This is a genomic window from Pseudothauera rhizosphaerae, assembly GCF_004801305.1.
Lineage (GTDB): Bacteria > Pseudomonadota > Gammaproteobacteria > Burkholderiales > Rhodocyclaceae > Pseudothauera > Pseudothauera rhizosphaerae.
The window spans coordinates 68,158-90,223 of the sequence record NZ_SSOD01000001.1 but is presented as its reverse complement, the minus strand read 5'-3'; the positions used below and the strand labels follow the sequence as shown (position 1 = coordinate 90,223).

General features: G+C 69.1%; 20 protein-coding genes and 1 pseudogene. 10 read left to right on the top strand and 11 right to left on the bottom strand.

The features are described 5' to 3' along the window. Positions 1–56 precede the first annotated feature (56 nt). Both E6O51_RS00470 and E6O51_RS00465 read right to left on the bottom strand, forming a co-directional pair. Positions 57–2,129 carry a TonB-dependent receptor domain-containing protein gene (locus tag E6O51_RS00470; RefSeq protein ID WP_136383007.1) on the bottom strand — a complete coding sequence of 691 codons (2,073 nt, stop codon included), beginning with the start codon at positions 2,127–2,129 and terminating at the stop codon, positions 57–59. Positions 2,130–2,281: 152 nt separating this feature from the next. Then, the gene (locus tag E6O51_RS00465; protein WP_136383006.1) at positions 2,282–2,686 is read right to left on the bottom strand and encodes a hypothetical protein; all 405 of its coding nucleotides are present in this window, start codon (positions 2,684–2,686) and stop codon (positions 2,282–2,284) included. A 161-nt stretch (positions 2,687–2,847) separates the two neighbouring features. Between E6O51_RS00465 and argS the strand changes: the two genes are divergently transcribed. The 5 genes from argS (at position 2,848) to E6O51_RS00440 (ending at position 7,421) form a co-directional block, all read left to right on the top strand. Then, positions 2,848–4,611: an arginine--tRNA ligase gene (gene argS / locus E6O51_RS00460; protein ID WP_136383005.1), complete on the top strand. Its 1,764-nt coding sequence runs from the start codon at positions 2,848–2,850 to the stop codon at positions 4,609–4,611. Positions 4,612–4,626: 15 nt separating this feature from the next. Further along, positions 4,627–5,199, top strand: a complete 573-nt coding sequence (locus E6O51_RS00455) for an SPOR domain-containing protein (protein WP_136383004.1) — start codon at positions 4,627–4,629, stop codon at positions 5,197–5,199. 62 nt (positions 5,200–5,261) lie between these two features. Further along, complete coding sequence (locus E6O51_RS00450; RefSeq protein WP_136383003.1) at positions 5,262–5,900, top strand: thiol:disulfide interchange protein DsbA/DsbL; 639 nt, start codon at positions 5,262–5,264, stop codon at positions 5,898–5,900. Continuing rightward, entirely contained in the window at positions 5,897–6,691 is a 795-nt protein-coding gene (locus E6O51_RS00445; protein WP_230976656.1) for an SDR family oxidoreductase, read from the top strand. The genes E6O51_RS00450 and E6O51_RS00445 overlap by 4 nt, the downstream gene beginning before the upstream one ends. A gap of 325 nt (positions 6,692–7,016) precedes the next feature. Continuing rightward, on the top strand, positions 7,017–7,421 hold the full coding sequence (locus E6O51_RS00440) for a PilZ domain-containing protein (protein WP_136383002.1): 405 nt from the start codon (positions 7,017–7,019) through the stop codon (positions 7,419–7,421). Positions 7,422–7,435: 14 nt separating this feature from the next. On the opposite strand, the gene ald is transcribed toward E6O51_RS00440, so the two are convergent. Next, the gene (gene ald, locus E6O51_RS00435) at positions 7,436–8,554 is read right to left on the bottom strand and encodes an alanine dehydrogenase (protein WP_136383001.1); all 1,119 of its coding nucleotides are present in this window, start codon (positions 8,552–8,554) and stop codon (positions 7,436–7,438) included. A gap of 61 nt (positions 8,555–8,615) precedes the next feature. Between ald and E6O51_RS00430 the strand changes: the two are divergent. Beyond that, a pseudogene (locus E6O51_RS00430) lies at positions 8,616–9,496 on the top strand (helical backbone metal receptor). Here the strand turns inward: E6O51_RS00430 and E6O51_RS00425 are convergent. From E6O51_RS00425 to E6O51_RS00405, 5 genes are all read right to left on the bottom strand, one after another. Continuing rightward, the gene (locus E6O51_RS00425) at positions 9,472–10,620 is read right to left on the bottom strand and encodes a Fic family protein (protein WP_136383000.1); all 1,149 of its coding nucleotides are present in this window, start codon (positions 10,618–10,620) and stop codon (positions 9,472–9,474) included. The pseudogene E6O51_RS00430 and the gene E6O51_RS00425 sit on opposite strands and share 25 nt — an antisense overlap. 174 nt (positions 10,621–10,794) lie before the next feature. Continuing rightward, the gene (locus E6O51_RS00420) at positions 10,795–12,441 is read right to left on the bottom strand and encodes a PepSY-associated TM helix domain-containing protein (RefSeq protein WP_136382999.1); all 1,647 of its coding nucleotides are present in this window, start codon (positions 12,439–12,441) and stop codon (positions 10,795–10,797) included. Between the two features lie 5 nt (positions 12,442–12,446). Next, on the bottom strand, positions 12,447–12,737 hold the full coding sequence (locus E6O51_RS00415) for a hypothetical protein (RefSeq protein ID WP_136382998.1): 291 nt from the start codon (positions 12,735–12,737) through the stop codon (positions 12,447–12,449). Continuing rightward, a complete protein-coding gene (locus E6O51_RS00410; RefSeq protein WP_136382997.1) occupies positions 12,734–13,009 on the bottom strand; it encodes a hypothetical protein in 276 nt (91 codons plus the stop codon). Before E6O51_RS00410 ends, E6O51_RS00415 begins: the two co-directional genes overlap by 4 nt. A 10-nt stretch (positions 13,010–13,019) precedes the next feature. Further along, a complete protein-coding gene (locus tag E6O51_RS00405; protein ID WP_136382996.1) occupies positions 13,020–15,098 on the bottom strand; it encodes a TonB-dependent receptor domain-containing protein in 2,079 nt (692 codons plus the stop codon). Between the two features lie 141 nt (positions 15,099–15,239). On the opposite strand from E6O51_RS00405, the gene E6O51_RS00400 reads away from it, so the two are divergent. Beyond that, positions 15,240–16,247, top strand: coding sequence for a helix-turn-helix domain-containing protein (locus tag E6O51_RS00400; RefSeq protein WP_168735136.1), 1,008 nt, complete (start codon positions 15,240–15,242; stop codon positions 16,245–16,247). Between the two features lie 19 nt (positions 16,248–16,266). Here E6O51_RS00400 and E6O51_RS00395 read toward each other — a convergent pair whose 3' ends face one another. The 3 genes from E6O51_RS00395 to E6O51_RS00385 form a co-directional block, all read right to left on the bottom strand. After that, the gene (locus tag E6O51_RS00395) at positions 16,267–16,695 is read right to left on the bottom strand and encodes a putative toxin-antitoxin system toxin component, PIN family (RefSeq protein ID WP_136382994.1); all 429 of its coding nucleotides are present in this window, start codon (positions 16,693–16,695) and stop codon (positions 16,267–16,269) included. Between the two features lie 62 nt (positions 16,696–16,757). Further along, a complete protein-coding gene (locus E6O51_RS00390; protein ID WP_136382993.1) occupies positions 16,758–18,581 on the bottom strand; it encodes a PHA/PHB synthase family protein in 1,824 nt (607 codons plus the stop codon). Positions 18,582–18,600: 19 nt separating this feature from the next. After that, positions 18,601–19,647: an MBL fold metallo-hydrolase gene (locus E6O51_RS00385; RefSeq protein WP_136382992.1), complete on the bottom strand. Its 1,047-nt coding sequence runs from the start codon at positions 19,645–19,647 to the stop codon at positions 18,601–18,603. A 157-nt stretch (positions 19,648–19,804) separates the two neighbouring features. Here E6O51_RS00385 and E6O51_RS00380 point away from each other — a divergent pair, with 157 nt between their 5' ends. The 3 genes from E6O51_RS00380 (at position 19,805) to E6O51_RS00370 (ending at position 22,009) form a co-directional block, all read left to right on the top strand. After that, positions 19,805–20,242, top strand: a complete 438-nt coding sequence (locus E6O51_RS00380) for a MerR family transcriptional regulator (RefSeq protein ID WP_136382991.1) — start codon at positions 19,805–19,807, stop codon at positions 20,240–20,242. 90 nt (positions 20,243–20,332) lie between these two features. Next, positions 20,333–20,800, top strand: a complete 468-nt coding sequence (locus E6O51_RS00375) for a PaaI family thioesterase (RefSeq protein ID WP_136382990.1) — start codon at positions 20,333–20,335, stop codon at positions 20,798–20,800. Between the two features lie 36 nt (positions 20,801–20,836). Next, a complete protein-coding gene (locus tag E6O51_RS00370; RefSeq protein WP_136382989.1) occupies positions 20,837–22,009 on the top strand; it encodes an isovaleryl-CoA dehydrogenase in 1,173 nt (390 codons plus the stop codon). Positions 22,010–22,066 lie beyond the last annotated feature (57 nt).

The window sequence follows — 22,066 nt, the reverse complement described above, 5'->3', positions numbered from 1 at the left end:
GTGCACCGCTGCCATCCGGCGGCCCACGCCGCCGGGGTTGGTGCGGATGCCGCCGATCAGAACGTCACTTTCACCCCCGCAGTCAGGCTGCGCCCCATCAGCGGCGCGGCGTCCTTGATGAAGGAGGTGTGGTTGTAGGCCAGCTTGTCGGTGAGGTTGGATGCCTTGAGGTAGAAGAGCCAGGGCACCGAATCCAGGCGGCCGGCGTAACTCACCCCCACGTTGACCATGTTGTAGCCCGGCGTGCTGCTCTCGAACTCGGCCACCCGGCGCTGGCGGCCGACGCGGTAGACCTCCACTTCCCCTTCCCAGCCCTGCCAGTGGGCGTCCAGGCGCAGGCCGGCGCGGCGGGCCGGGATGCGCGGCAGGTCGCGGTCGCCGCCGCCGGCGTCGAGGCGGGCGCGCACGTAGTCGCCGAACAGGGTGAGGCCGAACACCGGGTTCAGGCGCTGGCGGACCTGGCCTTCGACGCCGGTGAAGACGGCGTCGCGCTGGGCGTATTCGATGAGCTGCAGGCCCTCGTGCTCGTCCAGGGTGTGGGCGTAGATGAAGTCCGCCACCCGGTTGTGGAAGACGCTGACGCCGAAGGTGGTGGCGCCGGCCAGCTTCTTCAGGCTGAGGTCGATGTTGCGCGAGGTTTCCGCATCCAGGTCGGGGTTGCCCCGCTCCAGCGTGCGCGTGGCCATGTGCAGGCCGTCGGCGTAGAGCTCCTCGGCGGTGGGCAGGCGCTGGGCGCGGGACAGGGACAGGGCGGCGGCGTATTGCGGGGCGAAGTTCCACACCGCGCCGACGGACACCGAGTTGCCGTGGTGGCTGCGGTCGCGCGCTGCCGAATCCACGTCTATGCGCTGCCGTTCGTGGCGCAGGCCGGCCTCGAAGCGCCAGTCGCCGAGCCGGTATTCCTCCACCAGGAAAAGGCCGTGGCGGCGGGTCAGGGTCTGCGGGACGTAGGCTTCCTCGCCCAGGGCGGAGAAGTCGCGCCGCGTACCCTGCAGCCCGATCACGCCGCGCCAGCCGGCCAGCGGCAGATGTTCCAGTTCGATGCGGCCGTCGCTCGCCTTGCTGCGGAAGCGGGTCGCCACCTCGTCGCCTTCGATCTCGTCGTGGCGGTAGTCGGTGTGGCTGGCCCGCAGGCGCAGGCGGGCGAAGCCGGCGAAGGGCTCGCGGTATTCGCCGCGCAGGTCCCAGCGGTCGCTTTTCAGATCCACGTAGGGCACGCCGCCGTGCTCGTGGTCATGATCATGGTCGTGATCGTCGTCATCGTCGTCGTGCCCCTCGCAGTGCAGGTGGTCGCCGTGGGTATGGCAGTCCTCGAGTTCGTGGCTGTGGCCGGGCAGGCCGTACTCGTTGCGCTGGCGCGTCCAGGCAACGCCGAGATAGCCGCGCTCGCCGATCCAGGACAGGCCCAGGCTGCCGGTCTCGGTCTGGTTGTAGCTGCCGTCCACCCGGCTGCCCTCGTCCCAGCCGTCGCCGACGCGGTAGTCGCGCGCGTCGCGCTTGAGGCCTTCGGCATGGAAGGCGAAGCTGCCCGCGCCGGCGGTGATCTGGAACGCGCCGGCGGCTTCCCTGGCCGCCGTGCTGCCGCGCAATTCGACGCTGCCTTCCACGCCCCGTTCCGGGATGGCGGTGGGAATCCGGTTGTCGAGCACATTGACCACGCCGCCGATGGCGCCGCCACCGTAAGCGAGTGCGGACGGGCCGCGCAGCACCTCGATCCGTTCGCTGAGCAGGGGTTCGAGGGCGACCGCGTGGTCGGGGCTGATGGTGGAGGCGTCCATGATCTCGGCGCCGTCGGCCAGCACCTTGACGCGGGCGCCGTCCATGCCGCGGATGACGGGGCGGCTGGCGCCCGCGCCGAAGTGCGTGGCGCCGATGCCCGGTTCGGCGGCCAGCGTCTCGCCCAGCGTGGCGGCGCGGCGTCGTACCAGTTCCTCGCCTTCGAGCACGCTCACCGGCGTGCTCATCTGGTCGCTGCCGACGGCGAGCGCGCTGGCGGAAACGGTGACGGGGGCGAGCTGGACGGTCCCGCCGCCGTCCGGCGCGGGATTCGGTTGCGGGTCGGCGGCGAGCGCCGGGTGGGCGAAGGCGATCGTCAGCGCGAGGCCGATGGGGCGGAAGCGTGGGGTCATGGCGTGTCCTGCGTGTCGGGGCGTACGCGGCATCGGTGCAACCCGGTTGCGGCGCACGGAAGCGCTTCCGGCCGGCGGGCCGGAAGACGCGGGGTTGTTCGGGTGGGGTCGATGGGCGCGAATCCGCCGCGGCGGCAGCGGGGCGCGGGCGGTCAGGCGAGTGCGGGCGGGGCGCGGCAGCGCGGGGGCAGGGCCGCCGCCCGAAGCGGCGGCGGGACGCGGTGGTCCGGCGGGGTGAGGCGCCCTGCGGCGAGGACCGCACGCCCGCCCCCGTCGTCCAGCGGGAGGTCGATGCCGACGAGGGCGAGGCATTCGGCACAGACGCCGTCGGCTTGATCTTCGTCGTCCGGATGGTCCTGGACGTGCGAAATGTCGGCGAGAACGTCGGCGAAATGGCCGATGTAGTGGCCCAGTGCGCCGATCTGCGCCGCCGCCAGCACGAGTGCCAGCACCAGCAGGCGCAGGCCTGCGGCGAGGGCGGAGCGCGAGGCCGGGCGCGGCGGGGCGCCGGAAGCGCCGAGCCGCGCCGCCGCGGATGGGGATGGCGTCGAGGGCATGGCGGCATTCTAGAAGGGGGTCGGGTGGTTCTGCAACTTTGTTGCGAATTGGTGCGAACGGAGGAGCCGGCGTGAACGGAGTAACGTCCGCTCACGCGGCGGAGCCGGGCGGCGCCGGCCCATCCGCTATAATTGCGCGTTTCGAATTCCCGCCGAGTGCCATGAGCGCCGATCCCAAGACCCTGCTGACCGACCTGATCAAGGCCGCCCTCAAGAGTGTGGCGCCCGACCAGGCCGACACCGCCATCCTGCTGGAGCGCTCCAGGCAGGCGAGCCACGGCGATTTCGCCACCAACGTCGCGCTGCAACTGGCCAAGCCCCTGAAGCGCAATCCGCGCGAACTGGCCGCCCTGCTGCTGGCCGAACTGCCGGCCTCCGCGCTGGTGGCGAAGGCCGAGGTGGCCGGCGCGGGCTTCATCAACTTCACGCTGGCGGCTGGCGCCAAGACAGCGGTGGTGGGCGAGGTGCTGGAACGGGGCGCGGACTACGGGCGCGGCGTGCCCACGGGCGTGAAGGTGCAGGTGGAGTTCGTCTCCGCCAACCCCACCGGGCCGCTGCACGTGGGCCACGGCCGCGGCGCGGCCTACGGCGCGTCGCTCTCGGACCTGCTGGCCTTCGCCGGCTTCGACGTGACGCGCGAGTACTACGTGAACGACGCCGGCCGCCAGATGGACATCCTGGCGCTGTCCACCTGGCTGCGCTATCTGGCCTTCTTCGGCATCGAGGTGGCCTTCCCCCCCAACGCCTACCAGGGCGACTACGTCATCGACATGGCGCGCGAGCTGCGCGACGCCCATCAGGACCGCTTCGCCGGCGTCACGCTGGCGCAGGTGCTGGAAGGCACGCCGGGACTCCCGGCCGCCGAGCGCAAGGACGACGAGGCCAAGCAGCAGCGCGAGGACCACCTGGACGCGCTGATCGCCAACGCCAAGCGCCTGCTGGCCGAGGACTACGCCTGGGTGCACGGCTTCGCGCTGAACGAGCAACTGGGCGACGGCCGCGACGACCTGCAGGAATTCGGCGTGCATTTCGACAAGTGGTTCTCGGAACGCAGCCTGTTCGACACCGGCCTGGTGGAACGCGCGGTCGCCGAGCTGGAAAAGCGCGGCCACATCTATGTGCAGGACGGCGCGAAGTGGTTCCGCTCCACCGATTTCGGCGACGAGAAGGACCGCGTGGTGCAGCGCGAGAACGGCCTCTACACCTACTTCGCCTCCGACATCGCCTACCACCTCAACAAGTACGAGCGCGGCTTCGACCGCATCATCGACATCTGGGGCGCCGACCACCACGGCTACATCCCGCGGGTGAAGGGCGCCATCGCCGCCCTCGGCCTGCCGCCGGAAAAGCTGGAAGTGGCGCTGGTGCAGTTCGCGGTGCTGTACCGCAACGGGCAGAAGACCTCCATGTCCACCCGCTCGGGCGAGTTCGTCACCCTGCGCGAACTGCGCCGCGAAGTGGGCAACGACGCCTGCCGCTTCTTCTACGTGCTGCGCAAGAGCGACCAGCACCTGGATTTCGACCTGGACCTGGCCAAGAGCCAGAGCAACGAGAACCCGGTTTACTACATCCAGTACGCCCACGCCCGCGTGTGCTCGGTGCTCAACCAGTGGGGCGGCGAGGCCGCCGAACTGAAGGCGGCCGACCTCGGCCGGCTCGAAAACGAGCGCGAACTGGCCCTGTGCGCCCGCCTGGCGGCGTACCCGGAACTGGTGCAGAACGCCGCCGCCGACTACGCCCCGCACCAGATCGCCTTCTACCTGAAGGATCTGGCCGCCGATTTCCACGGCTGGTACAACGCCGAACGCATGCTGGTGGAGGACGAGGCCCTCAAGCTCGCCCGCCTGGCGCTGGCCGCCGCGGTGCGCCAGGTGCTGGCGGCCGGGCTGGCCCTGCTGGGCGTGTCCGCCCCGGCGTCGATGTAGTTTCCGGAGACAGACGTGAGCCGCGACTCCAAACCCCGGCGCAAGGCCGCCGCCAAACGCCCCGCCCGCAGCGGCGGCAGCACCGTCATCGGCATCTTCATCGGCCTGGTGCTGGGCGCCGTGATCGCCGCCGGGGCGGCGTGGTACTTCACCCGCGCCAATCCCTTCCAGGCCGCCCCGGCCAGCCCGCGCATGCCCGCGGCGGATCAGCCACCGGTGGCGCTGCCGGGCAAGCCGGGCGACCGCCCGGTGGTCAAGCAGGATTTCCAGTTCTACAAGATCCTGCCCCAGGGCGACGGCGGGCAGACGGCCCAGCCGGCGCCGGTGCCGCCCGCGCCGCCGGCGCCGGTGGAGCGCCTCTACCTGCAGGTCGGCGCCTTCGAGGACCCTTCCGAAGCCGACAACCTGAAGGCCCGTCTGGCGCTGTCCGGCATCGAGGCCAGCGCCCAGCGCGGCCAGACCGCCGACGGGCGCATCGTGCACCGCGTGCGCATCGGCCCCTTCGTCAAGCCGGAAGACATGGCGCCCATGCGCAGCCGGCTGGCCGAAGGCGGATTCACCGCCACCGTGGTGCGCGCCACGCCGTGAGCGCACCGGGAACGTAATTGCCCCATCGCCGTCTATCTGCCGTCACCGAACCGGAGAACCGCATGAATCGCCGTACCGCCCTCAAGCAGCTCGCCGCCCTGGGTGCCCTGGCCTCGCCGGCCGCGGGCGTGCTGGCCCAGTCCAGCGCCTACACCGTCCTCAATCCGGCCCAGCCCACCGACGATCCGGCGCGCATCGAGGTCATCAAGTTCTTCCACTACGGCTGCCCCCATTGCGCCAACCTGGCGCCGCTGATCCACCTGTGGGCCAAGGCGCAGCCGCAGGACGTGCATTTCCGCCACGTGCCGGTGGTGTGGAACAACGCCCAGCTCGCCGGCCTGGCGCGCCTGTACTACACGGCCGAAGTCAGCGGCGACCTGGAGACCCTGCACCCGCAGGTGTTCCGGGCGGTGCAGGAACAGAAGCTGCCGCTGCACACCGAGAGCGGCGCGAGCGCCTGGATCGCGGGCAAGGTCGCCGATCCCAAGCGCTTCATGGACGCCTACAAGTCCTTCGGCGTGCAGTCCCAGGTGCAGCGCGGCAACCAGCTCTCGGCGGCGATGAAGATCAGCGGCGTGCCGACGCTGGTGGTTGAAGGCAAGTACCTCACCGCCAGTTCCATGGCCGGCGGCCACGAAGGCGCCATCCAGGTGCTGGACCAGCTCGTCGCGCGGGCGCGCAGCGAACGCAGCAAGGGTTGAGCCGTCCGGTGAGCGGCGGCACGCCTCCGCTGCGGGTCCTGATCACCGGCGCCTCCAGCGGCCTGGGCGAAGCGCTGGCGCGCCACTATGCGGCGTCGGGCGCGCGTCTCGGTCTGGTGGCGCGCCGCGCCGATGCCCTCGCGCGGCTGGCGGGGGAACTGCCCGGCGAGACCCTCGTGCTGCCGGCCGACTGCGGCGATCCGGCGGCGATGCGGGAGGTGGCCGACCGTTTCATCGCCGAGTGTGGCGTGCCCGACGTGGTCATCGCCAATGCCGGCGTGTCGGTGGGCACGCTCACCGAGCACGCGGAGGATTTCGCCGCCTTCGAGCGCGTGCTGCGCACCAACCTGCTCGGCATGGTCGCCACCTTCCAGCCCTTCGTCGCCCCCATGCGCGAACGCGGCAGCGGCCGCCTGGCGGGCATCGCCTCGGTGGCGGGCGTGCGCGGCCTGCCCGGCGCCGGGGCCTACAGCGCCTCCAAGGCCGGCACCATCAGCTATCTCGAAAGCCTGCGCGTGGAACTGCACGGCAGCGGCATCAAGGTGGTCACCGTGGCGCCCGGCTACATCGCCACGCCCATGACCGCGGTCAATCCCTATCCCATGCCCTTCCTGCTGCCGGCGGACGAGGCGGCGCGCCGGATCGCCGCGGCCATCGCCGCCGGCCGGCGGTGGACCGTGGTGCCCTGGCAGATGGGCGTGGCCGCCCGCCTGCTGCGCTGGATGCCGGCCGCCCTGTACGACGCGCTGTTCGCCCGCGCCGGGCGCAAGCCCCGCGGCCTTCCGCTGTAGGGCCTGCCGTCATTCATTTCATGGGCCGCGCTCGGCCGAGTGGGCTTCCAGTGCAAGGCGCGGCGACGCGGATTGGGTGGCCCCCAATCAAGGAGCCGCAACGCGGCAATGGGGGCCCACTCGACCGAGCCCTTCGGGTTGTGTCCAAACGCCCCCGCTACGGCGTTGCGTTCCTTGTCAAGGGAGCCACCCTTGACGGCGTCGCGCGCCTTGTAGCGAGAGCGTTTGGACACAACGCGACCCATGAAATGAATGACAGCAGGCCCTTGTTCCCCCTCGGCGATGCATGGTTTATGATCGCCGACTTGCATTCAAGGAGGGGGAAATGGCTGAGGAAGCCATGGAGCGGCGCGGGCACCAGCGCTTTCTGGCAACGCGCCGCGGACAGGTGTGCTTCTGGGCCGTCATCGACGGCGAGAAGCTCGACCTCAACGATCTGTCGCTGGAAGGCTTCGCCTACCCGGCATCGACCGCCCCCGTGCCGGGGCGGGATTTCCCCTTCGTGCTGCTGCGCAGCGGCGTGCCCGACGAGGTGCGCGGCACCGCGCAGGTGGTCAATTACACTCACGATGCCGCCGGCGGACAGGCTGGCTGCCGATTCACCGCGCTGGAAGGCGACGGTATCGAGCGCCTCAAGGACTGGCTGGTGGCCCACGTCATCGCCAGCGCCACGGTGCGCATCACCGAGAAGGATGCGCGCGCCATCGTCGAGGGCGGCTCGCTGATCTGAGCCGGCCGCGCCGCTCAGGCGGACAGCGCCTCGTCCGGCGGGCAGCAGGGTTGGCCGAGGGCGGCGGCCACCTGGGGATGGGTCAGGCGGCCGTTGCACACGTTGAGCCCGGCCGCGAGATGGGGGTCTTCGGCCAGCGCCGCGCGCCAGCCCTTGCCGGCCAATGCCAGCACATAGGGCAGCGTGGCGGCGTTGAGCGCATAGGTGGAGGTGCGCGCCACCGCCCCCGGCATGTTGGCCACGCAGTAGTGCACGACGCCTTCTTCCACATAGGTCGGATCGGCGTGGGTGGTCGGGCGCGAGGTCTCGCAGCAGCCACCCTGGTCGATGGCCACGTCCACGATCACCGAGCCCGGCCGCATGCTGCGCAGCATGTCGCGGGTGATCAGCCTGGGCGCCGCGGCACCGGGCAGCAGCACCGCGCCGATCACCAGATCGGCACCCACCACCGCCTCCGCCACCGCGTGGCGGCTGGCGTGGCGGGTCGCCAGCCGCGGGCCGAAGCGATCCACCAGGCGGCGCAGCACGTCCAGCGAACGGTCGATGACCGTGACGCGCGCCCCCATGCCCAGCGCGATCAGCGCCGCATTGCCGCCCACCGTACCGCCGCCCAGGATCACGACCCGCGCCGGCTCCACGCCGGGCACGCCGCCCAGCAGCAGGCCGCTGCCCCCGGTCGCCTTTTCCAGGCAGTGGGCGCCGGCCTGCACGCTCATGCGTCCGGCCACTTCCGACATGGGCGCCAGCAGCGGCAGGCCGCCGCCGGGCGCGGTGACCGTCTCGTAGGCGATCGCCACCGCGCCGCTGACGACGAGGTCGCGCGCCTGCTCCGGGTCGGGCGCCAGGTGCAGGTAGGTGAACAGCACCTGGCCGGGGCGCAGCCGGGCGCGTTCGGCGGCCTGGGGCTCCTTGACCTTGACGATCAGCTCGGCGCCGGCGAACACCGCCTCCGCGCCATCCACCACCTGCGCGCCGGCGGCGCGGTAGGCGTCGTCGTCCGCGCCGATGCCCGCCCCCGCGCCGCGCTCGACCAGCACCTCATGCCCGAGGGCCGTGGCTTCGCGCACGCTGCCCGGGGTGAGCCCGACGCGGTATTCATGGACCTTGATTTCCTTCGGCACGCCGATGCGCATGGTGTCCTCCCTGCCCCTACAATCGGACCTCGTGTGCAATCTACCACCGCAGGCCGACCCCATGCGTGCCGAATCAGACGCTGCATTGACCGACGCCGCCGGCACCGTCCACCGCCCCGCGGACGGGGAGGTGCGCATCGTTTCCCTGGTGCCCTCGCTGACCGAACTGGTGTGCGACCTGGGCCTGGCCGAGCGCCTGGTCGGGCGGACGGGCTTCTGCATCCACCCGCGGGAGACGCTGCGTGCCATCCCCAAGATGGGCGGCACCAAGGACGTGAAGCTCGACGCGGTGCGCGCGCTGGCGCCCACCCACCTCATCGTCAACATCGACGAAAACCGCCGCGAGACGGTGGAAGAACTGGCGGCCTTCGTGCCCCACGTCATCGTCACCCATCCCAACGCGCCCGAGGACAACCCGGCCCTGTACCGCCTGTTCGGCGCGGTGTTCCACCGCCGGGACCAGGCTGAACGGCTGGCCGCGGACTTCGCCGCCGCGCTTGCCGAAGCCCACGCAGTGCGCGCCGAACTGCCGCCCGAGGACGTGCTCTACCTGATCTGGCGCGAGCCCTGGATGACCGTGGGGCGGGGCACCTACATCGCCGCCACGCTGGCCGCGGTGGGCTGGCAGACCTCCCCGACGAGGGTGGCGGCGAAGGGGCGGCGCGCTACCCGCAGGTGGATTGGCAGGCGCCCTGGCTCGGCCGCTTGGCGCGGGTGTTCCTGTCCACCGAACCCTACCGCTTCGGCGAAGGCCACCTGGAGGAAGTACAGGCTTTGGCCGGCGGCCGGCCGGCGTCGCTGATCGACGGCGAGATGACGTCCTGGTACGGCAGCCGGGCTGCGGCCGGGCTGCGCTATCTCGCGGCGCTGCGCCGCCGGTTGGGGCGACATGTTGCCGCGGGGGAAAGGGTCGTGGCTCAGCGCGTCAGCAGGTCGATATAGGCCTGGTAAGCGTAGCTGCGGTTCTTCTTCTGCCCCGTCAATTCCGCCACGATGCCCAGGGCTTCCAGCGCCTGCACGGCGGCGTTCGCCGTCGGGAAGGTGGTGTCCAGGCGTTGCCGGACGTGCTCCACGGTAAAGCGCGGCATCATGGGCAGCAGTTCGAACAGGCGATAGCTGGCCGGGCTGGCCTTGGGCGATTGCAGCAGTTTCTTGCGGTCGGCGGCGATCAGGCTGGCGACAGCGATGATGCCGCGCTCTGCTTCCGCCGCCGCGACCGCCACGCCTTCCAGGAAGAAGGCCACCCAGGCTTCCCAGTCGCCTTCGGTGCGGATGGCGGCGAGGCAGCGGTAATACTCTGTCTGATGTTGCTTCAGATAGCCGCTGAGGTACATCAAGGGTTCGGCCAGCAAACCCCAGTGTTCCAGCAGCGCCCCGATCAACAGCCGGCCGATGCGCCCGTTGCCGTCCAGAAAAGGATGGATGGTCTCGAACTGCGCATGCACCAGCGCGATCTTCACCAGCGGCGGCAGATCGCCCGATTCCCGGTGGATGAAGCGTTCCAGGTCCGCCAGCAGCTCCGGCACGCGCTCCGCGGGCGGCGGCACGAACGCCGCGTTGCCCGGGCGCGTGCCGCCGATCCAGTTCTGCGAGCGGCGCAACTCACCCGGTTGCTTGCCCGCACCGCGCGAGCCATCCAGCAGCAGGCCATGGGCCTCGCACAGCAGGCGCACGCTGATGGGCAGGCCCTGGGGACTGCGCAACTGGTCCTGCACGAAGCGGAACGCCCGCAGGTAGTTGCTTACTTCCGCCACGTCGTCGGCATTGCTGACCTTGAAGCCCGCCTCCTCGTCGAACAGGTCGGTCAGCGTGGCCTGCGTGCCTTCGATCTGCGAGGTGAGCAGGGCTTCCTTGCGCACGGCGCTGTAGAGCAACCAGTCTACCGATGGCTCCAGCCCCGACACCCCCGCCAGCCGCGCCAGTGCCTGTTCCGCCTTGCGGCCGAGATCGGCGAAGGACGCGGGTGCCAGCGACGGATCGGCGGGTGGCAGCCCATGGGGCACGAAGGCCCGCACCGGCTCGCCCAGCGTGGTCGACGTGACGTAAGTGCCTGTGCTGCGGGTCATGGAAAGCAGGCTTGAATGGCGATGGTTTGTATTAAAGCATTCTTTAGAGTGAAAGGCAGCAAGTAAAGTTGGTTTTAATGTCCCCCCCTCGCCTGGCTGGCCGCCCCCTGGTACGGAGCGGGCGGGACGGAATCGCGGGAGCGGCAGGCCCCGGGTTCACTGTCCCGCTGGCGTCTACTCTTGCCGGGCCGGCGCGGGTGCCGACCACACGCTGTCCGCCGGGCCGTCTTGCACGCGACGGGCGGTGGCGCGGGCGAGCCAGATGAAGCCGAGGGCGCCGGCCAGCGCCGTCAGGTCCACGCCCAGCGCGGACGCGTGCGCCCACAGGCCCAGGCCGGGGACAAGCCAGCCCAGCAGCGAAGTGGCCGGGATGGCGAGGGTGCAGGCCGCCGCCAGCCACAGCAGATGCACCGCCGCCCGCGCCGCGCCGCGCAGGAAGGCCCAGGCGATGGCGGCGAAGAAGGCGGCGTAGTAGATGATCGGATGCCAGGTGTTCGGATCGGCGAGCTGTCCGGGCAGCCACTTGCCGGCGGCGATGGTGAGCGAGATGCCGCACACACAGCCGAGGCAGACGCCGACGGTGGCGGCCGCCATCAGGCGCACGTCGCGGCGCTGGACGGGCCGCGCGCCGTCCGGAGCGGGGGCGGCTCCGCGGCTGGCCTTGATCCGCCGCGTCTCGACCCAGAGCAGGTTGCCGCCGTAGAACAGCCAGGCACCGGCGAGGCCGAGCAGGAAGTACATCCACTGTACGGGCGTGCCGCCGTAGGTGCCGAAGTGCAGCGCGAAGAAGCTGCTGACCGTGGCATTCGCCGCGTCCTGCCGGCCGGGCATGAAATCGGTATTCACGATCTTGCCGCTGTAGGGATCGACACCGACGAAGCCGCCGATGAAGCGGGGCGAGTGCGCCGCGGGGTCGTGGCCCCAGACGCGCAATCCGGCACGCGGTTCGGTCACGTTCAAGTATTGCAGGGACGTGGGCTCGAAGCCGGGCGACAGCGCCCGCACGCGCGCCAGCAGTTCGGCCGGCGGCAGCAGGGCCGCCGGGTCGCGCGGCGCGGCCCCCGGCGCCGGCCCGGCGCCGCCGACGCGGAAGGCGGCGGTGAGCGCGCCGCCGTGCAGGAATTTGTCCTGCAGGTCGTAGATCTGGTCGTGGAAGGCGAAGACGACGGACGTGAGCGCCATCACCACGTGGAAGGGCAGGCTGATGATGCCGACCACGTTGTGGGCGTCCAGCCACATGCGCTTGACGTTCCTGCCCACGCGCAAGGCAAAGAAGTCCTTCACTAGGGAAGGCAGCAGCACGATGACGCCCGACACCAGCGCCACGGCATAGAGGCTTGCGATGACGCCCATGATCCAGCGGTTGGGGTCGCTGTCCACCGGCAGGCCGACGACCCGGTGCAGCGTGTCGATGAATTCCGCGAGCCGCGAGGGATGGACTTCCTCGACCTGCGCGCTGCCGTCGGCGGCCAGCGTGGCGACGTAGTGGCGCACCCCCGAGGTGTCGTGGTCGTCCGCGCCCTGGGGCCGCACTTGCCAGTTCAGGGGCGGCAGGTGTTCGGCCGGCTGGAGGTTCACGCGGAAGTCCCTCGCCGCCTCCGGGTGCGCGGCCAGCGTGCGCTGGATCAGGATGGGCACCTCGTCCAGCGCCATGGCGGCGCTCGCGGTGCTGGCGGCGGACGGGGGGGCGACCCAGCGCGACAGCGGCTCCTTGAAGATCGTCAGGGCGCCGGCGTAGAAGGCGATGAACAGCGCCATGCCGGCGACGATGCCCGTCCAGGTGTGGACGGTCTTGTAAATGCGGATGAAGTCGGAACGCATGATGCTCAGGACAGACGAAACACGGCCAGCAGACCGAAAGCCAGCCCATTGGCCGCGCCGAGCCAGGCCCAGGCACGCAGACCGCTATGGAAGAAATAGACGCCGGAGAGCACGCCCAGCCAGACCGGGGGCAGCGACCACATGGCGAGCTGGCCCCGGATGCCCATGGGCAGGCCGGCCAGCGCCAGCGCGAGCAGGCCGCTGCACGCGAAGGCCAGGCTCAGGCCGAGCAGGGCGCCCGCCAGGGTCTTGCTCCACCAGTCGCGCCGGATGGCGGGTTTTGCCGCCGCGCTCATGGCTGCGCCTTGCGGGACGAACGCCATGCGCCCAGATAGGGAAAGAACACCAAGAGCAGCATCAGCCAGCAGGCGAAGACGAAGCTGGCCGCCGGAGCCTGCAGCGTCTGCAGCAAGGCGGCCAGGCCGGATGCCAGCAGCAGCGCGCCGGCCGCCCTGGCGGGCCGGGCCGGCCAGGCTGCGGCCCGCCAGCACTGGTTGGGCGAGGCGAGATAGATGCACAGGCAGCCGGCGGCGGCCAGCAGCAGGCCGAGCGTGAAAGATGCGTTCATGGGCGAGGCGTCAGAATCGGGCGTCGAGCGTCATCGCCACGCGGCGGCCTTCGTCCAGCATCCAGTTGCCGTCCAGCCCCAGGGTGCGGCCGCGCTCGTCCACGGCGACCACCCTGTCGGTGACGTTGAGCACGGCGAACTTCACGCTCAGGAACTTGTTGATCGCGTAGCCGCCGCCCAGGTCCAGCGTGGTGGATGCCTCGCGTTCGCGCACGCCCATCGCGCCGTTGCGATAGGCCGCCCAATACTGCTTGCCCGTGTAGTTGGCGCGCGCATAGAGGTTCAGCGCATCGGTCGGCGTCCAGTCCAGTTGTACGTTGAATACGTGTTCGGGCGTCTTGTCGAGGGGGTGGCCATCGAGCGAACTGCCGTCGAAGGAGGGTTCGCCGCCTTTGCGCTGCGAGTCGGTGTAGGTGTAGTGGCCGCCGATCCTCCACGTGGGCGCGAGCTTCGTTTCGAAACCCAGCTCGACGCCGCGCAGGGTCACTTCGTCGATGTTGTCGTAGATGTAGACGTGCCACGGGGCGCCCAGCAGCGGATCGATCTCGCCGGTATCGTAGCTGGCCACCTTGTCCTTGAAGTCGCTGTTGAACAGCGTCACGCTGAAGCTGCGGTCGGCATCGTCGAAACGCAGGCCCAGTTCGCTGGAAACGCTGGTTTCCGGCTCGAGGTCGGGGTTGCCGCACAGGGAGCCGCGTCCGGTGGAGGCGCCGGTGGTCATGCAATAGCCCGCGGTGCTCTGGCGGATGGTCGGCGCCTTGAAGCCCTTGGCCACGCCGCCGCGCAGCGTCCATTGCGGCGTGAAGTGATAGACGCCATAGAGGCGCGGCGTCCAGTGCTGGCCGTAGTTGTCATGGTCGTCCATGCGCAGGCCGGCGGTCAGGGTCAGATTGTCGGTGGCGAAGAACTCGTTCTCGACGAACAGGGCTTTCGAATCGAGGCTGACGTCGTCCGTGTTGGCCGGGTAGCCGGCAACCACGGCCTCGCGCGCGATGCCGGTCAGCTCGTTGCGGGAGAACTGGACGCCGACCTTGAGCAGGTTCCTGCCCAGCGGCAGGCTCATCAGCCCGTCCAGCACCGTATTGACGATTTCCGGAGTGCCCGGAATTTTCGAGCCGTCGGCGTTGCGCTTGGTTTGCGTGCCGGTTTCCTGCTGCAGGGCCAGCGTCGTGGTGATGTCGCCGCCCCAGCGCCCGTTGTGCGTGACCGACCACCAGTCGCGCGCGTGCTCGGCTTCCGGGGCCAGCGCGGCGGGGTTGTTGCGGGCGTAATCGGTGGAACTGCTGAGGGTCAGTTCCGCCTTGCCCACTTCCAGGGCGATGTCCTGATTGGCCGTCGGCTTCGCCGTCAGGCGCACGGACAGGGATTCGTCCTTCTGCTCCAGCGCGCCATAGACGGCGGCGGAGGTCGCGCCGGGCGGCTGGACGAAGTAGTCGTCCTCGTCGCGCTTGATCGACTTGCCCTGGATGGAAAGGCCCAGCACGTCGCTCTGGATCGGACCGCCGACCCAGAACTCGCCCTGCCGGCTGTCGCCCAGATAGCCGCGCTCCTGCCAGACGCCGCCCAGCGACACCGAACCGCCCCACTGCGCCGGCACCTTGCGCGTGATGATGTTGATGACGCCGCCGATGGCGTCGGAGCCGTACAGGGAGGACATCGGGCCGCGCACGACTTCGATGCGTTCGATGGCCGCCAGGGGCGGCAGCAGGTTGGACTGCACGCCGCTGGTGCCGCGGTTCATGGTTTCACGGGTGCCCTGGCGCTTGCCGTCCACGAGGAACAGCGTGTATTCGGCAGGCATGCCGCGGATCATGATGTCGGTCTCGGAAGCGCCGTAGCCGACCACCGACACCCCTTCCAGCCCGTTCAGCACTTCGCGCAGGTTGGTGTAGGGCTTTTTCTCCAGTTCTTCGCGGGTGATGACCGAAACACTGGCCGGCGCGTCCTTGACGGCCTGTTCGCGGCCGGCGGCCGTCACGACCACGGTTTCCAGCGTGGTTTCCTGTGCCTGCACCGAGGCGGCGGCAGCCGCCAGGGCGGCGATGGCGATGGCCCGCGGCCCGGGGCGAGTAACGGCGTGTTGCATCATGTCTCCAGTCAAACGGGAATGGTTTGCATTTACAAAAACGGCCGCTTAGTATCGCACCCGGTGCGCGCATCAATCTTTGCGCGGCGAAAGAAAATGTTTGTGCGCCGCACGGATGGGCCGGCGGCGGGAAAGGAGGAACGCGTGTCCGAACGCCGAGGCCGTGCGCCGCAAATCGTCCTGTCTGGCGCGTTGCATGCCCAGGTGGTCGCGGGAGGGAATACGGCCTACCGCATCGCCCCCGATCTGGACGCGGAGGTTCCCGTCCTGCACGGTGTGTGCCACGGCGCGCACCTGCGGCCGGGGCTGTCGATCCATTGTGCCGACGTGCGCGATCTCCACGACCTGAGCATCCAGACCCTGCAGGGCGAGAACCTGTACCTGGCCGTGCTGCTGGACGGCCAGGTGGACGTCTCCTTCGGCCCGTGCCGGATCGGCCTCGGCGCGACGCGCGCCAGCCGTGTCCGCAAGCCCGAAGCGGCGGCGGCGTTCGCCACGTTGCGCGAGCCGGAACTTTTCGTCCGGCGTGCCCGGCGCGGCAGCCATGAACGCAAGGTGGGCATCACCTTCAGCCGCGAATGGCTGGCCGCGGCCTGCCCCGAGAGCGACGCCGGATTCGCGGGGCCGCATCCCCTGTTCGACCGCCATCTCGCCGTCGGACGCTGGACGCCGACGCCGCGCGCCGTGGCGCTTGCCGAACAGTTGGTCCACCCGCCGGAGCTGCCGCCCCTGCTGCGGGGGCTTTATCTGGAAAGCCGCAGCGTCGAACTGGTGGCGGAGGCGCTGTGCCAGTTGAGCGATGCCGCGTCCACGTCGCCGGCACTACGGCCGCGGGAACGGCGGCGCATCGTCGAGGTACGCGAGCTGCTCGACAGCGGTGCCGCCGAAGGGCTAGCGCTCGACCAGATCGCGCGGCGGGCAGGCACCAATGTCTGCACGATGCAACGGCACTTCCGCACGGCCTTTGGCACGACCGTGTTCGAGTACGAGCGCCAGCGCCGCCTGCTGCGCGCCCGCCAGGCCCTGGAGCAGGAGGGCCGCAGCGTCGGCGAGGCGGCGGACCTCGCCGGCTACACCAGCGCGGCCAATTTCGCTACTGCCTTCAAGCGCCATTTCGGCCTCACGCCCCGCCAGTGCCGGCAGGGCTTCTGAGCCGGCGGGCCAGCCAGGGTCATCCGGCAGGGTCGAAGCGGTCGGGGGAGACGATGGCGAACAGCGGCCGGATCAGCCGATGCCGGGCCAGGCGCAGCAGGGCCTTGTCGCGGGTCAGCAGCAGGGCGGCTCCGGCGTCGCGGGCGATTTCGAGGAATTTCTGGTCGTCGGGGTCGCGGCAGACCGGTAGCGCAGGGGTGTCAGTGGTGGGCGCAGGGGCGTGTTTCACGCGGGCGCGATAGCTTTCCAGCAGGGTCGCCTGCCGTTCGGGCGTGATGCCGAACTGGCGGTAGGCGAGCACGCGGCGCAGTTCCTCCAGGGCGTCCTCCCGGCAGGCGGGGAGCAGCCGGCCGGCTTCGACGCGCAGGCGCAGGTCGGTGAGGCGCGGGTCCTCGAAGAACCACAGCGCCATCACGGTGTTGGTGTCGAGGACGACGAGGGGGGGCATGGCGGCCTTGGAAAAAAACGAGGGGGCCGAGGCCCCCTGCGTGTCCCGCATGGTGGCGCGGCTCAGATCGCCTTGTGGCTGTCCAGGCGAACCTTGACGTAGCTGCCGGGGGCTTCTTCCAGCACCTTGAGCTTGCCCTTGGCGGGGTCACGCGGCGCGGTCTGTTCGTCGTCGTGGGCCACGACCCAGGCCTGCCAGTCGGTCCACCAGGAACCGGCCTGCTGCTGGGAACCTTCGAACCAGGTGTCCGCGGTGGCGGGCAGCTTGGCCGCCGGGTTGAGCCAGTAGCCGTACTTGTTGGCGACCGGCGGATTGACGATGCCGGCGATGTGGCCGGAGCCGCCGAGCACGAAGCGCACCGGGCCGCCGAAACGGCGCGCGCCCATGTAGGTGCTCTTCCACGGCGCGATGTGGTCTTCGATGGTGGAGATGAAGTAGCAGGGCACCTTGATCTTGCCGAGATCGATGGGCACGCCCTCGATCTCGATGCCGCCCGGCTCCACCAGGCGGTTCTCCATGTACATGCTGCGCAGGTAGAAGCTGTGCATCTTCGCCGGCATGCGGGTGGAGTCGGAGTTCCAGTACAGCAGGTCGAAGGGGAAGGGGTCCTTGCCGAGCAGGTAGTTGTTCACCACGAAGGACCAGATGAGGTCGTTGGCCCGCATCAGGTTGAAGGTGCCGGCCATCTCCGAGCCTTCCAGGTAGCCGCGCTCGAACATCTTCTTTTCCAGGCTGGAGACCTGTACTTCGTCGATGAAAACGCCCAGTTCGCCCGGTTCGGCGAAGTCGGTCATGGTGGTGAAGAAGGTGGCCGCGGCGATGCGCTTTTCCTTCTTCGCCGCCAGGTAGGCCAGCGTGGTGGCGAGCAGGGTGCCGCCCAGGCAGTAGCCGGCCGCGTTCACTTCCTTCTCGCCGGTCTGCTTCTCGATGGCGTCCAGCGCGGCGATGATGCCTTCCTTGACGTAGGACTCGAAGGTCTTTTCGGCCTGGTGCTCGTCCGGGTTCACCCAAGAGATCACGAACACCGTGTGGCCCTGGTCCACGCACCACTTGATGTAGGAGTTCTTCTCGCGCAGGTCGAGGATGTAGAACTTGTTGATCCAGGGCGGCACGATCAGCAGCGGGCGCTTGTACACCTTGCCGGTGGTTGGCGTGTATTGGATCAACTGCATCATGTCGGTCTGGAACACGACCTTGCCCGGCGTGGTGGCGACGTTCTTGCCCAGCTCGAAGGCCGTGGTGTCCGTCATCTTGACGCGCAGGTTGCCGCCGCCTTCCTCCACGTCCCGCAGCAGGTTGTTGAGGCCCTTGAGCAGGTTCTGCCCGTGGCTCTTGACCGTCTCGCGGAACACTTCCGGGTTGGTGATGGCGAAGTTCGACGGGCTCATGGCGTCGATGTACTGGCGCGTGTAGAAGTTGACCTTCTTCTGCGTCTGTTCGTCCAGGCCTTCCACGCAGCACACCGTGTCATGCACGTGGCGCGCGGCGATCAGGTAGGACTGCTTGATGAAGTCGAACATGAAGTGCTGTTCCCACTCCTCGTCCTTGAAGCGCTTGTCGGCCTTTTCCGGCGTGGCCACCGGGGCTGCGTGCATGCCCATGAAGCGGAGCATGGAGTGCTGCCACAGGGAGAAGTAGTCCCACACCAGGTTCATCTGGGACTGGGCGAGCTTGTACGGGTTGGCGAGCAGCTTGGCCATCATGTCCATGAAGGCCTGGGCGATGCCCAGCTCGTCGGCCGGCGCAGCCACGCCCTTCTTGAGCTGGCGCTGCACGTGTTCGCCGATCAGCTTGGAGGCGCGCTGCGCCACCTCGGAATAGGTCTTGGCGACTTCCTTCGGGTCGGGAAGCTCGGCGTGGGTGTCTTCAAAGGTGGGTACAGCCATTTATTTTCGTGCTCCTCGTTCAAGCGTTTCTTGCGAAACGAATCACGCCCTCGCCATCGACCCGCCTGCAGAGCTCTCCCCGCACTGCAAGATGGTTGAGATGGGCGATTGCTTCCCCCATGGCGAACATGACCTGATGGGTGTCCAGTTCGCGTGGGAATAGTGTACCGAGCAGCTCTCCCGCGCAGCGTGGCGTAGTGCATGCCGCCAACAGTTCCGCGCAGCGGTCGCGGTGGTGCTCGACGAGTTGCTCCACCCGCGCCCGGATGCCGCGAAATGGCCTTCCGTGGGATGGTAGCACGAGCGTATCGTCGGGCAAGTTACGGATCCGGCGCAGGGAATCGAGGAAGCGGCCGAGGGGATCGTCCTCCGGCGTGGCCGCGAAAACGCTGACGTTGGTGGAGATGCGCGGCAGCAGCATGTCGCCCGAAATGAGGATGCCGAGCGCCTCACAGTACAGGCTGGCGTGCTCGGGGGCGTGGCCGTAGCCGACGATGACCTGCCAGTCGTAGGTGCCGATGCGCACCTGGTCGCCGTCGAAGAGGCGGCTGTAGGTGGCGGGCAGGTCGGGCACCCCGCGCCGGTAGGCGTTGCCGCGGCCGGCCAGTGCCTGCAAACGGGCTTCGTCCAGGCCGTGGCGGCGGAACTGTTCCACCATGTCCGTCACGCAATGGCCGGGCAACTGGTGCCACAGGGCGTGGCCGCCGAGGAATTCGCCCTGGGTCATGAGGATGCTCGCGCCGTCGCGCGCCGCCAGCCAGGTGGCCAGGCCCAGGTGGTCCGGGTGGCAGTGGGTGACGACGACCTTCTTCAGCGGACGGCCGTCGGCGGCGAGGACGGCCTCCCAGTGGGCGCGCACCTCGTCCAGGCCGAAGCCCGTATCCACCACGGCCAGCGCCTCGCCGTCGTCCAGCAGCCAGACGTTGACGTGGTCCAGGGCGAAGGGCAGCGGCATGCGCAGCCAGCCCACGCCGGGCGCGACGGGGCGCAGGCTGCCGGGCGCCGGGTGGTCGGCCCAGGGGTAGGCCAGCGCGGCGGAAGGGGAGGGGGCGGTGGCCTGGGTCATGGTGGTCTCTCCTGTGGGCGGGGTGCGATGCGCATTGCTCAAACCCCGGAAATCTGCTTAACTCTTTTTCGTTGTCGAAATTTTTATTTATATAAAACAATCACTTGATACTGTTCCGCAGCCGGCATGGCAGGGCGGACACGACACAGGCGGCATCATGGCCAGCGAACGAACCTACACCATTACCGAGCTTGCGCGCGAATTCGACGTCACCCCGCGCGCGATCCGCTTCTACGAAGACCAGGGCCTGCTCACCCCGTCCCGCAGCGGCCGCGCCCGCGTCTACACCCGCGCCGACCGCACCCGCCTGCGCCTGACCTTGCGCGGCAAGCGCCTGGGCCTGTCGCTCGCCGAGATCAGGGAGCTGATCGACATGTACGACGGCGTGCGCAACTCGGCGCCGCAACTGCAACGCTTCCAGCGCGTGCTCAGCGAGCGCCGGGCCGCCCTCCAGCAGCAGCGCGAGGACATCGAAGCGGTGCTCGCCGAGATCGACATGCTCGAACGCCAATGCTCCGCACTGCTCGGCGACAACGCCGCCGGGGCGGCCCAGGCCCGTGCCGAACTCGACAAGCGCATGCGCAGCGTGGCCTGATTTTTTGCGTGCAAGTTTACGTTGACGTAAACGTAAAAACAACGACAGAATTCATTCACAACAAACGCCACGCCCATCGAAGGAGACACGATGCGACGCGAAGCCCCCATCTTCCAGCCGAGAGACCCCGACTACGCGGAGCGCGTGCGCGAGAGCTTCGAGCGCCAGCAGGCCATGGCCCTGATCGGCGCGCGCATCCTCGCCGTGGAGCCGGGCTTCGTGGAGATCGAGCTGCCCTGGCGGGAGGACATCACCCAGCAGCACGGCTACATCCACGGCGGCATCGTCGGCATGATCGCCGACAACGCCGGCGGCTTCGCCGCCAACTCCCTGGTGCCGGCGGACACCAGCGTGCTCACCGTGGAATACAAGCTCAACCTGGTGGCGCCGGCCGAAGGCGAGCGCCTGGTGGCCTGCGGCGAGGTGGTGCGCCCGGGCCGCACGCTGATCGTCACCCGCGCCGACGTGTTCGCGGTGAAGGACGGCCAGTGGAACTTGTGCGCCACCATGCAGCAGACCATCATGGCCCTGGCGGGCAAGGCCGAGCGCAAGGCCTGACGCCATACATCGAATAAGAGTGGAGGAGACCTCGACATGAACATTCCCAGCCTGGACTTCAACCTGGGTGAGACCATCGAAATGCTGCGGGACACGCTGCGCGACTTCTGCGCCGCGGAGATCGCGCCGCGGGCGGCCGAGATCGACCGGGTGAACGAATTCCCCGCCGACCTGTGGAAGAAGCTCGGCGACCTGGGCGTGCATGGTATGACCGTGGAGGAGGAGTACGGCGGCACGGAGATGGGCTATCTGGCCCACATCATCGCCATGGAAGAAATCTCCCGCGCCTCGGCCTCGGTGGGCCTGTCCTACGGCGCGCATTCCAACCTGTGCGTGAACCAGCTCCGCCGCAACGGCAACGCGGCGCAGAAGCAGAAATACCTGCCCAGGCTGATCTCCGGCGAGCACGTGGGCGCGCTCGCCATGAGCGAGCCCAACGCCGGTTCCGACGTGGTGAGCATGAAGCTGCGCGCCGACAGGAAGGGCGACCGCTACGTGTTGAACGGCGCCAAGATGTGGATCACCAACGGGGGCGACGCGGACACGCTGGTGGTCTATGCCAAGACCGACGCCGTGGCCGGGCCGAAGGGCATCACCGCCTTCATCATCGAGAAGGGAATGAAGGGTTTCAGCCACGGCACCCACCTGGACAAGCTGGGCATGCGCGGCTCCAACACCTATCCCTTGTTTTTCGACGACGTGGAAGTGCCGGAGGAGAACGTGCTGGGCCAGGTGGGCGGTGGCGTCAAGGTGCTGATGAGCGGCCTGGACTACGAGCGCGCGGTGCTCTCCGGCGGCCCGCTGGGCATCATGGCCGCGTGTATGGATGCGGTGGTGCCCTATCTGCACGAGCGCAGGCAGTTCGACACCCCCATCGGCGAATTCCAGCTCATGCAGGGCAAGCTCGCCGACATGTATTCCACCTGGAGCGCCACCCGTGCCTATGTGTACGCCGTGGGCCAGGCCTGCGACCGGGCCGACCACGCCCGCTCCCTGCGCAAGGACGCGGCCGGCGCCATCCTGTATTCCGCCGAGAAGGCCACCTGGATGGCCGGCGAGGCCATCCAGGCCCTGGGCGGCGTGGGCTATACCAATGAGTATCCGGTGGGCCGCTTGTGGCGGGATGCAAAGCTGTACGAGATCGGCGCCGGCACCAGCGAAATCCGCCGCATGCTGATCGGCCGCGAGTTGTTCGCCGAGACGCTGTAGCAGGGTTTTCTCCCTCCCCTTCAAGGGGAGGGCCGGGGAGGGGATGGGTCTTGACCA

What these genes read in the sequence shown, in the direction of transcription:
- E6O51_RS00470 (WP_136383007.1), bottom strand. Translation starts at nt 2,129, where the DNA reads ATGACCCCACGCTTCCGCCCCATCGGCCTCGCGCTGACGATCGCCTTC.
- E6O51_RS00465 (WP_136383006.1), bottom strand. Translation starts at nt 2,686, where the DNA reads ATGCCCTCGACGCCATCCCCATCCGCGGCGGCGCGGCTCGGCGCTTCC.
- argS (WP_136383005.1), top strand. Translation starts at nt 2,848, where the DNA reads ATGAGCGCCGATCCCAAGACCCTGCTGACCGACCTGATCAAGGCCGCC.
- E6O51_RS00450 (WP_136383003.1), top strand. Translation starts at nt 5,262, where the DNA reads ATGAATCGCCGTACCGCCCTCAAGCAGCTCGCCGCCCTGGGTGCCCTG.
- E6O51_RS00440 (WP_136383002.1), top strand. Translation starts at nt 7,017, where the DNA reads ATGGCTGAGGAAGCCATGGAGCGGCGCGGGCACCAGCGCTTTCTGGCA.
- ald (WP_136383001.1), bottom strand. Translation starts at nt 8,554, where the DNA reads ATGCGCATCGGCGTGCCGAAGGAAATCAAGGTCCATGAATACCGCGTC.
- E6O51_RS00425 (WP_136383000.1), bottom strand. Translation starts at nt 10,620, where the DNA reads ATGACCCGCAGCACAGGCACTTACGTCACGTCGACCACGCTGGGCGAG.
- E6O51_RS00420 (WP_136382999.1), bottom strand. Translation starts at nt 12,441, where the DNA reads ATGCGTTCCGACTTCATCCGCATTTACAAGACCGTCCACACCTGGACG.
- E6O51_RS00415 (WP_136382998.1), bottom strand. Translation starts at nt 12,737, where the DNA reads ATGAGCGCGGCGGCAAAACCCGCCATCCGGCGCGACTGGTGGAGCAAG.
- E6O51_RS00410 (WP_136382997.1), bottom strand. Translation starts at nt 13,009, where the DNA reads ATGAACGCATCTTTCACGCTCGGCCTGCTGCTGGCCGCCGCCGGCTGC.
- E6O51_RS00405 (WP_136382996.1), bottom strand. Translation starts at nt 15,098, where the DNA reads ATGATGCAACACGCCGTTACTCGCCCCGGGCCGCGGGCCATCGCCATC.
- E6O51_RS00395 (WP_136382994.1), bottom strand. Translation starts at nt 16,695, where the DNA reads ATGCCCCCCCTCGTCGTCCTCGACACCAACACCGTGATGGCGCTGTGG.
- E6O51_RS00390 (WP_136382993.1), bottom strand. Translation starts at nt 18,581, where the DNA reads ATGGCTGTACCCACCTTTGAAGACACCCACGCCGAGCTTCCCGACCCG.
- E6O51_RS00385 (WP_136382992.1), bottom strand. Translation starts at nt 19,647, where the DNA reads ATGACCCAGGCCACCGCCCCCTCCCCTTCCGCCGCGCTGGCCTACCCC.
- E6O51_RS00380 (WP_136382991.1), top strand. Translation starts at nt 19,805, where the DNA reads ATGGCCAGCGAACGAACCTACACCATTACCGAGCTTGCGCGCGAATTC.
- E6O51_RS00375 (WP_136382990.1), top strand. Translation starts at nt 20,333, where the DNA reads ATGCGACGCGAAGCCCCCATCTTCCAGCCGAGAGACCCCGACTACGCG.
- E6O51_RS00370 (WP_136382989.1), top strand. Translation starts at nt 20,837, where the DNA reads ATGAACATTCCCAGCCTGGACTTCAACCTGGGTGAGACCATCGAAATG.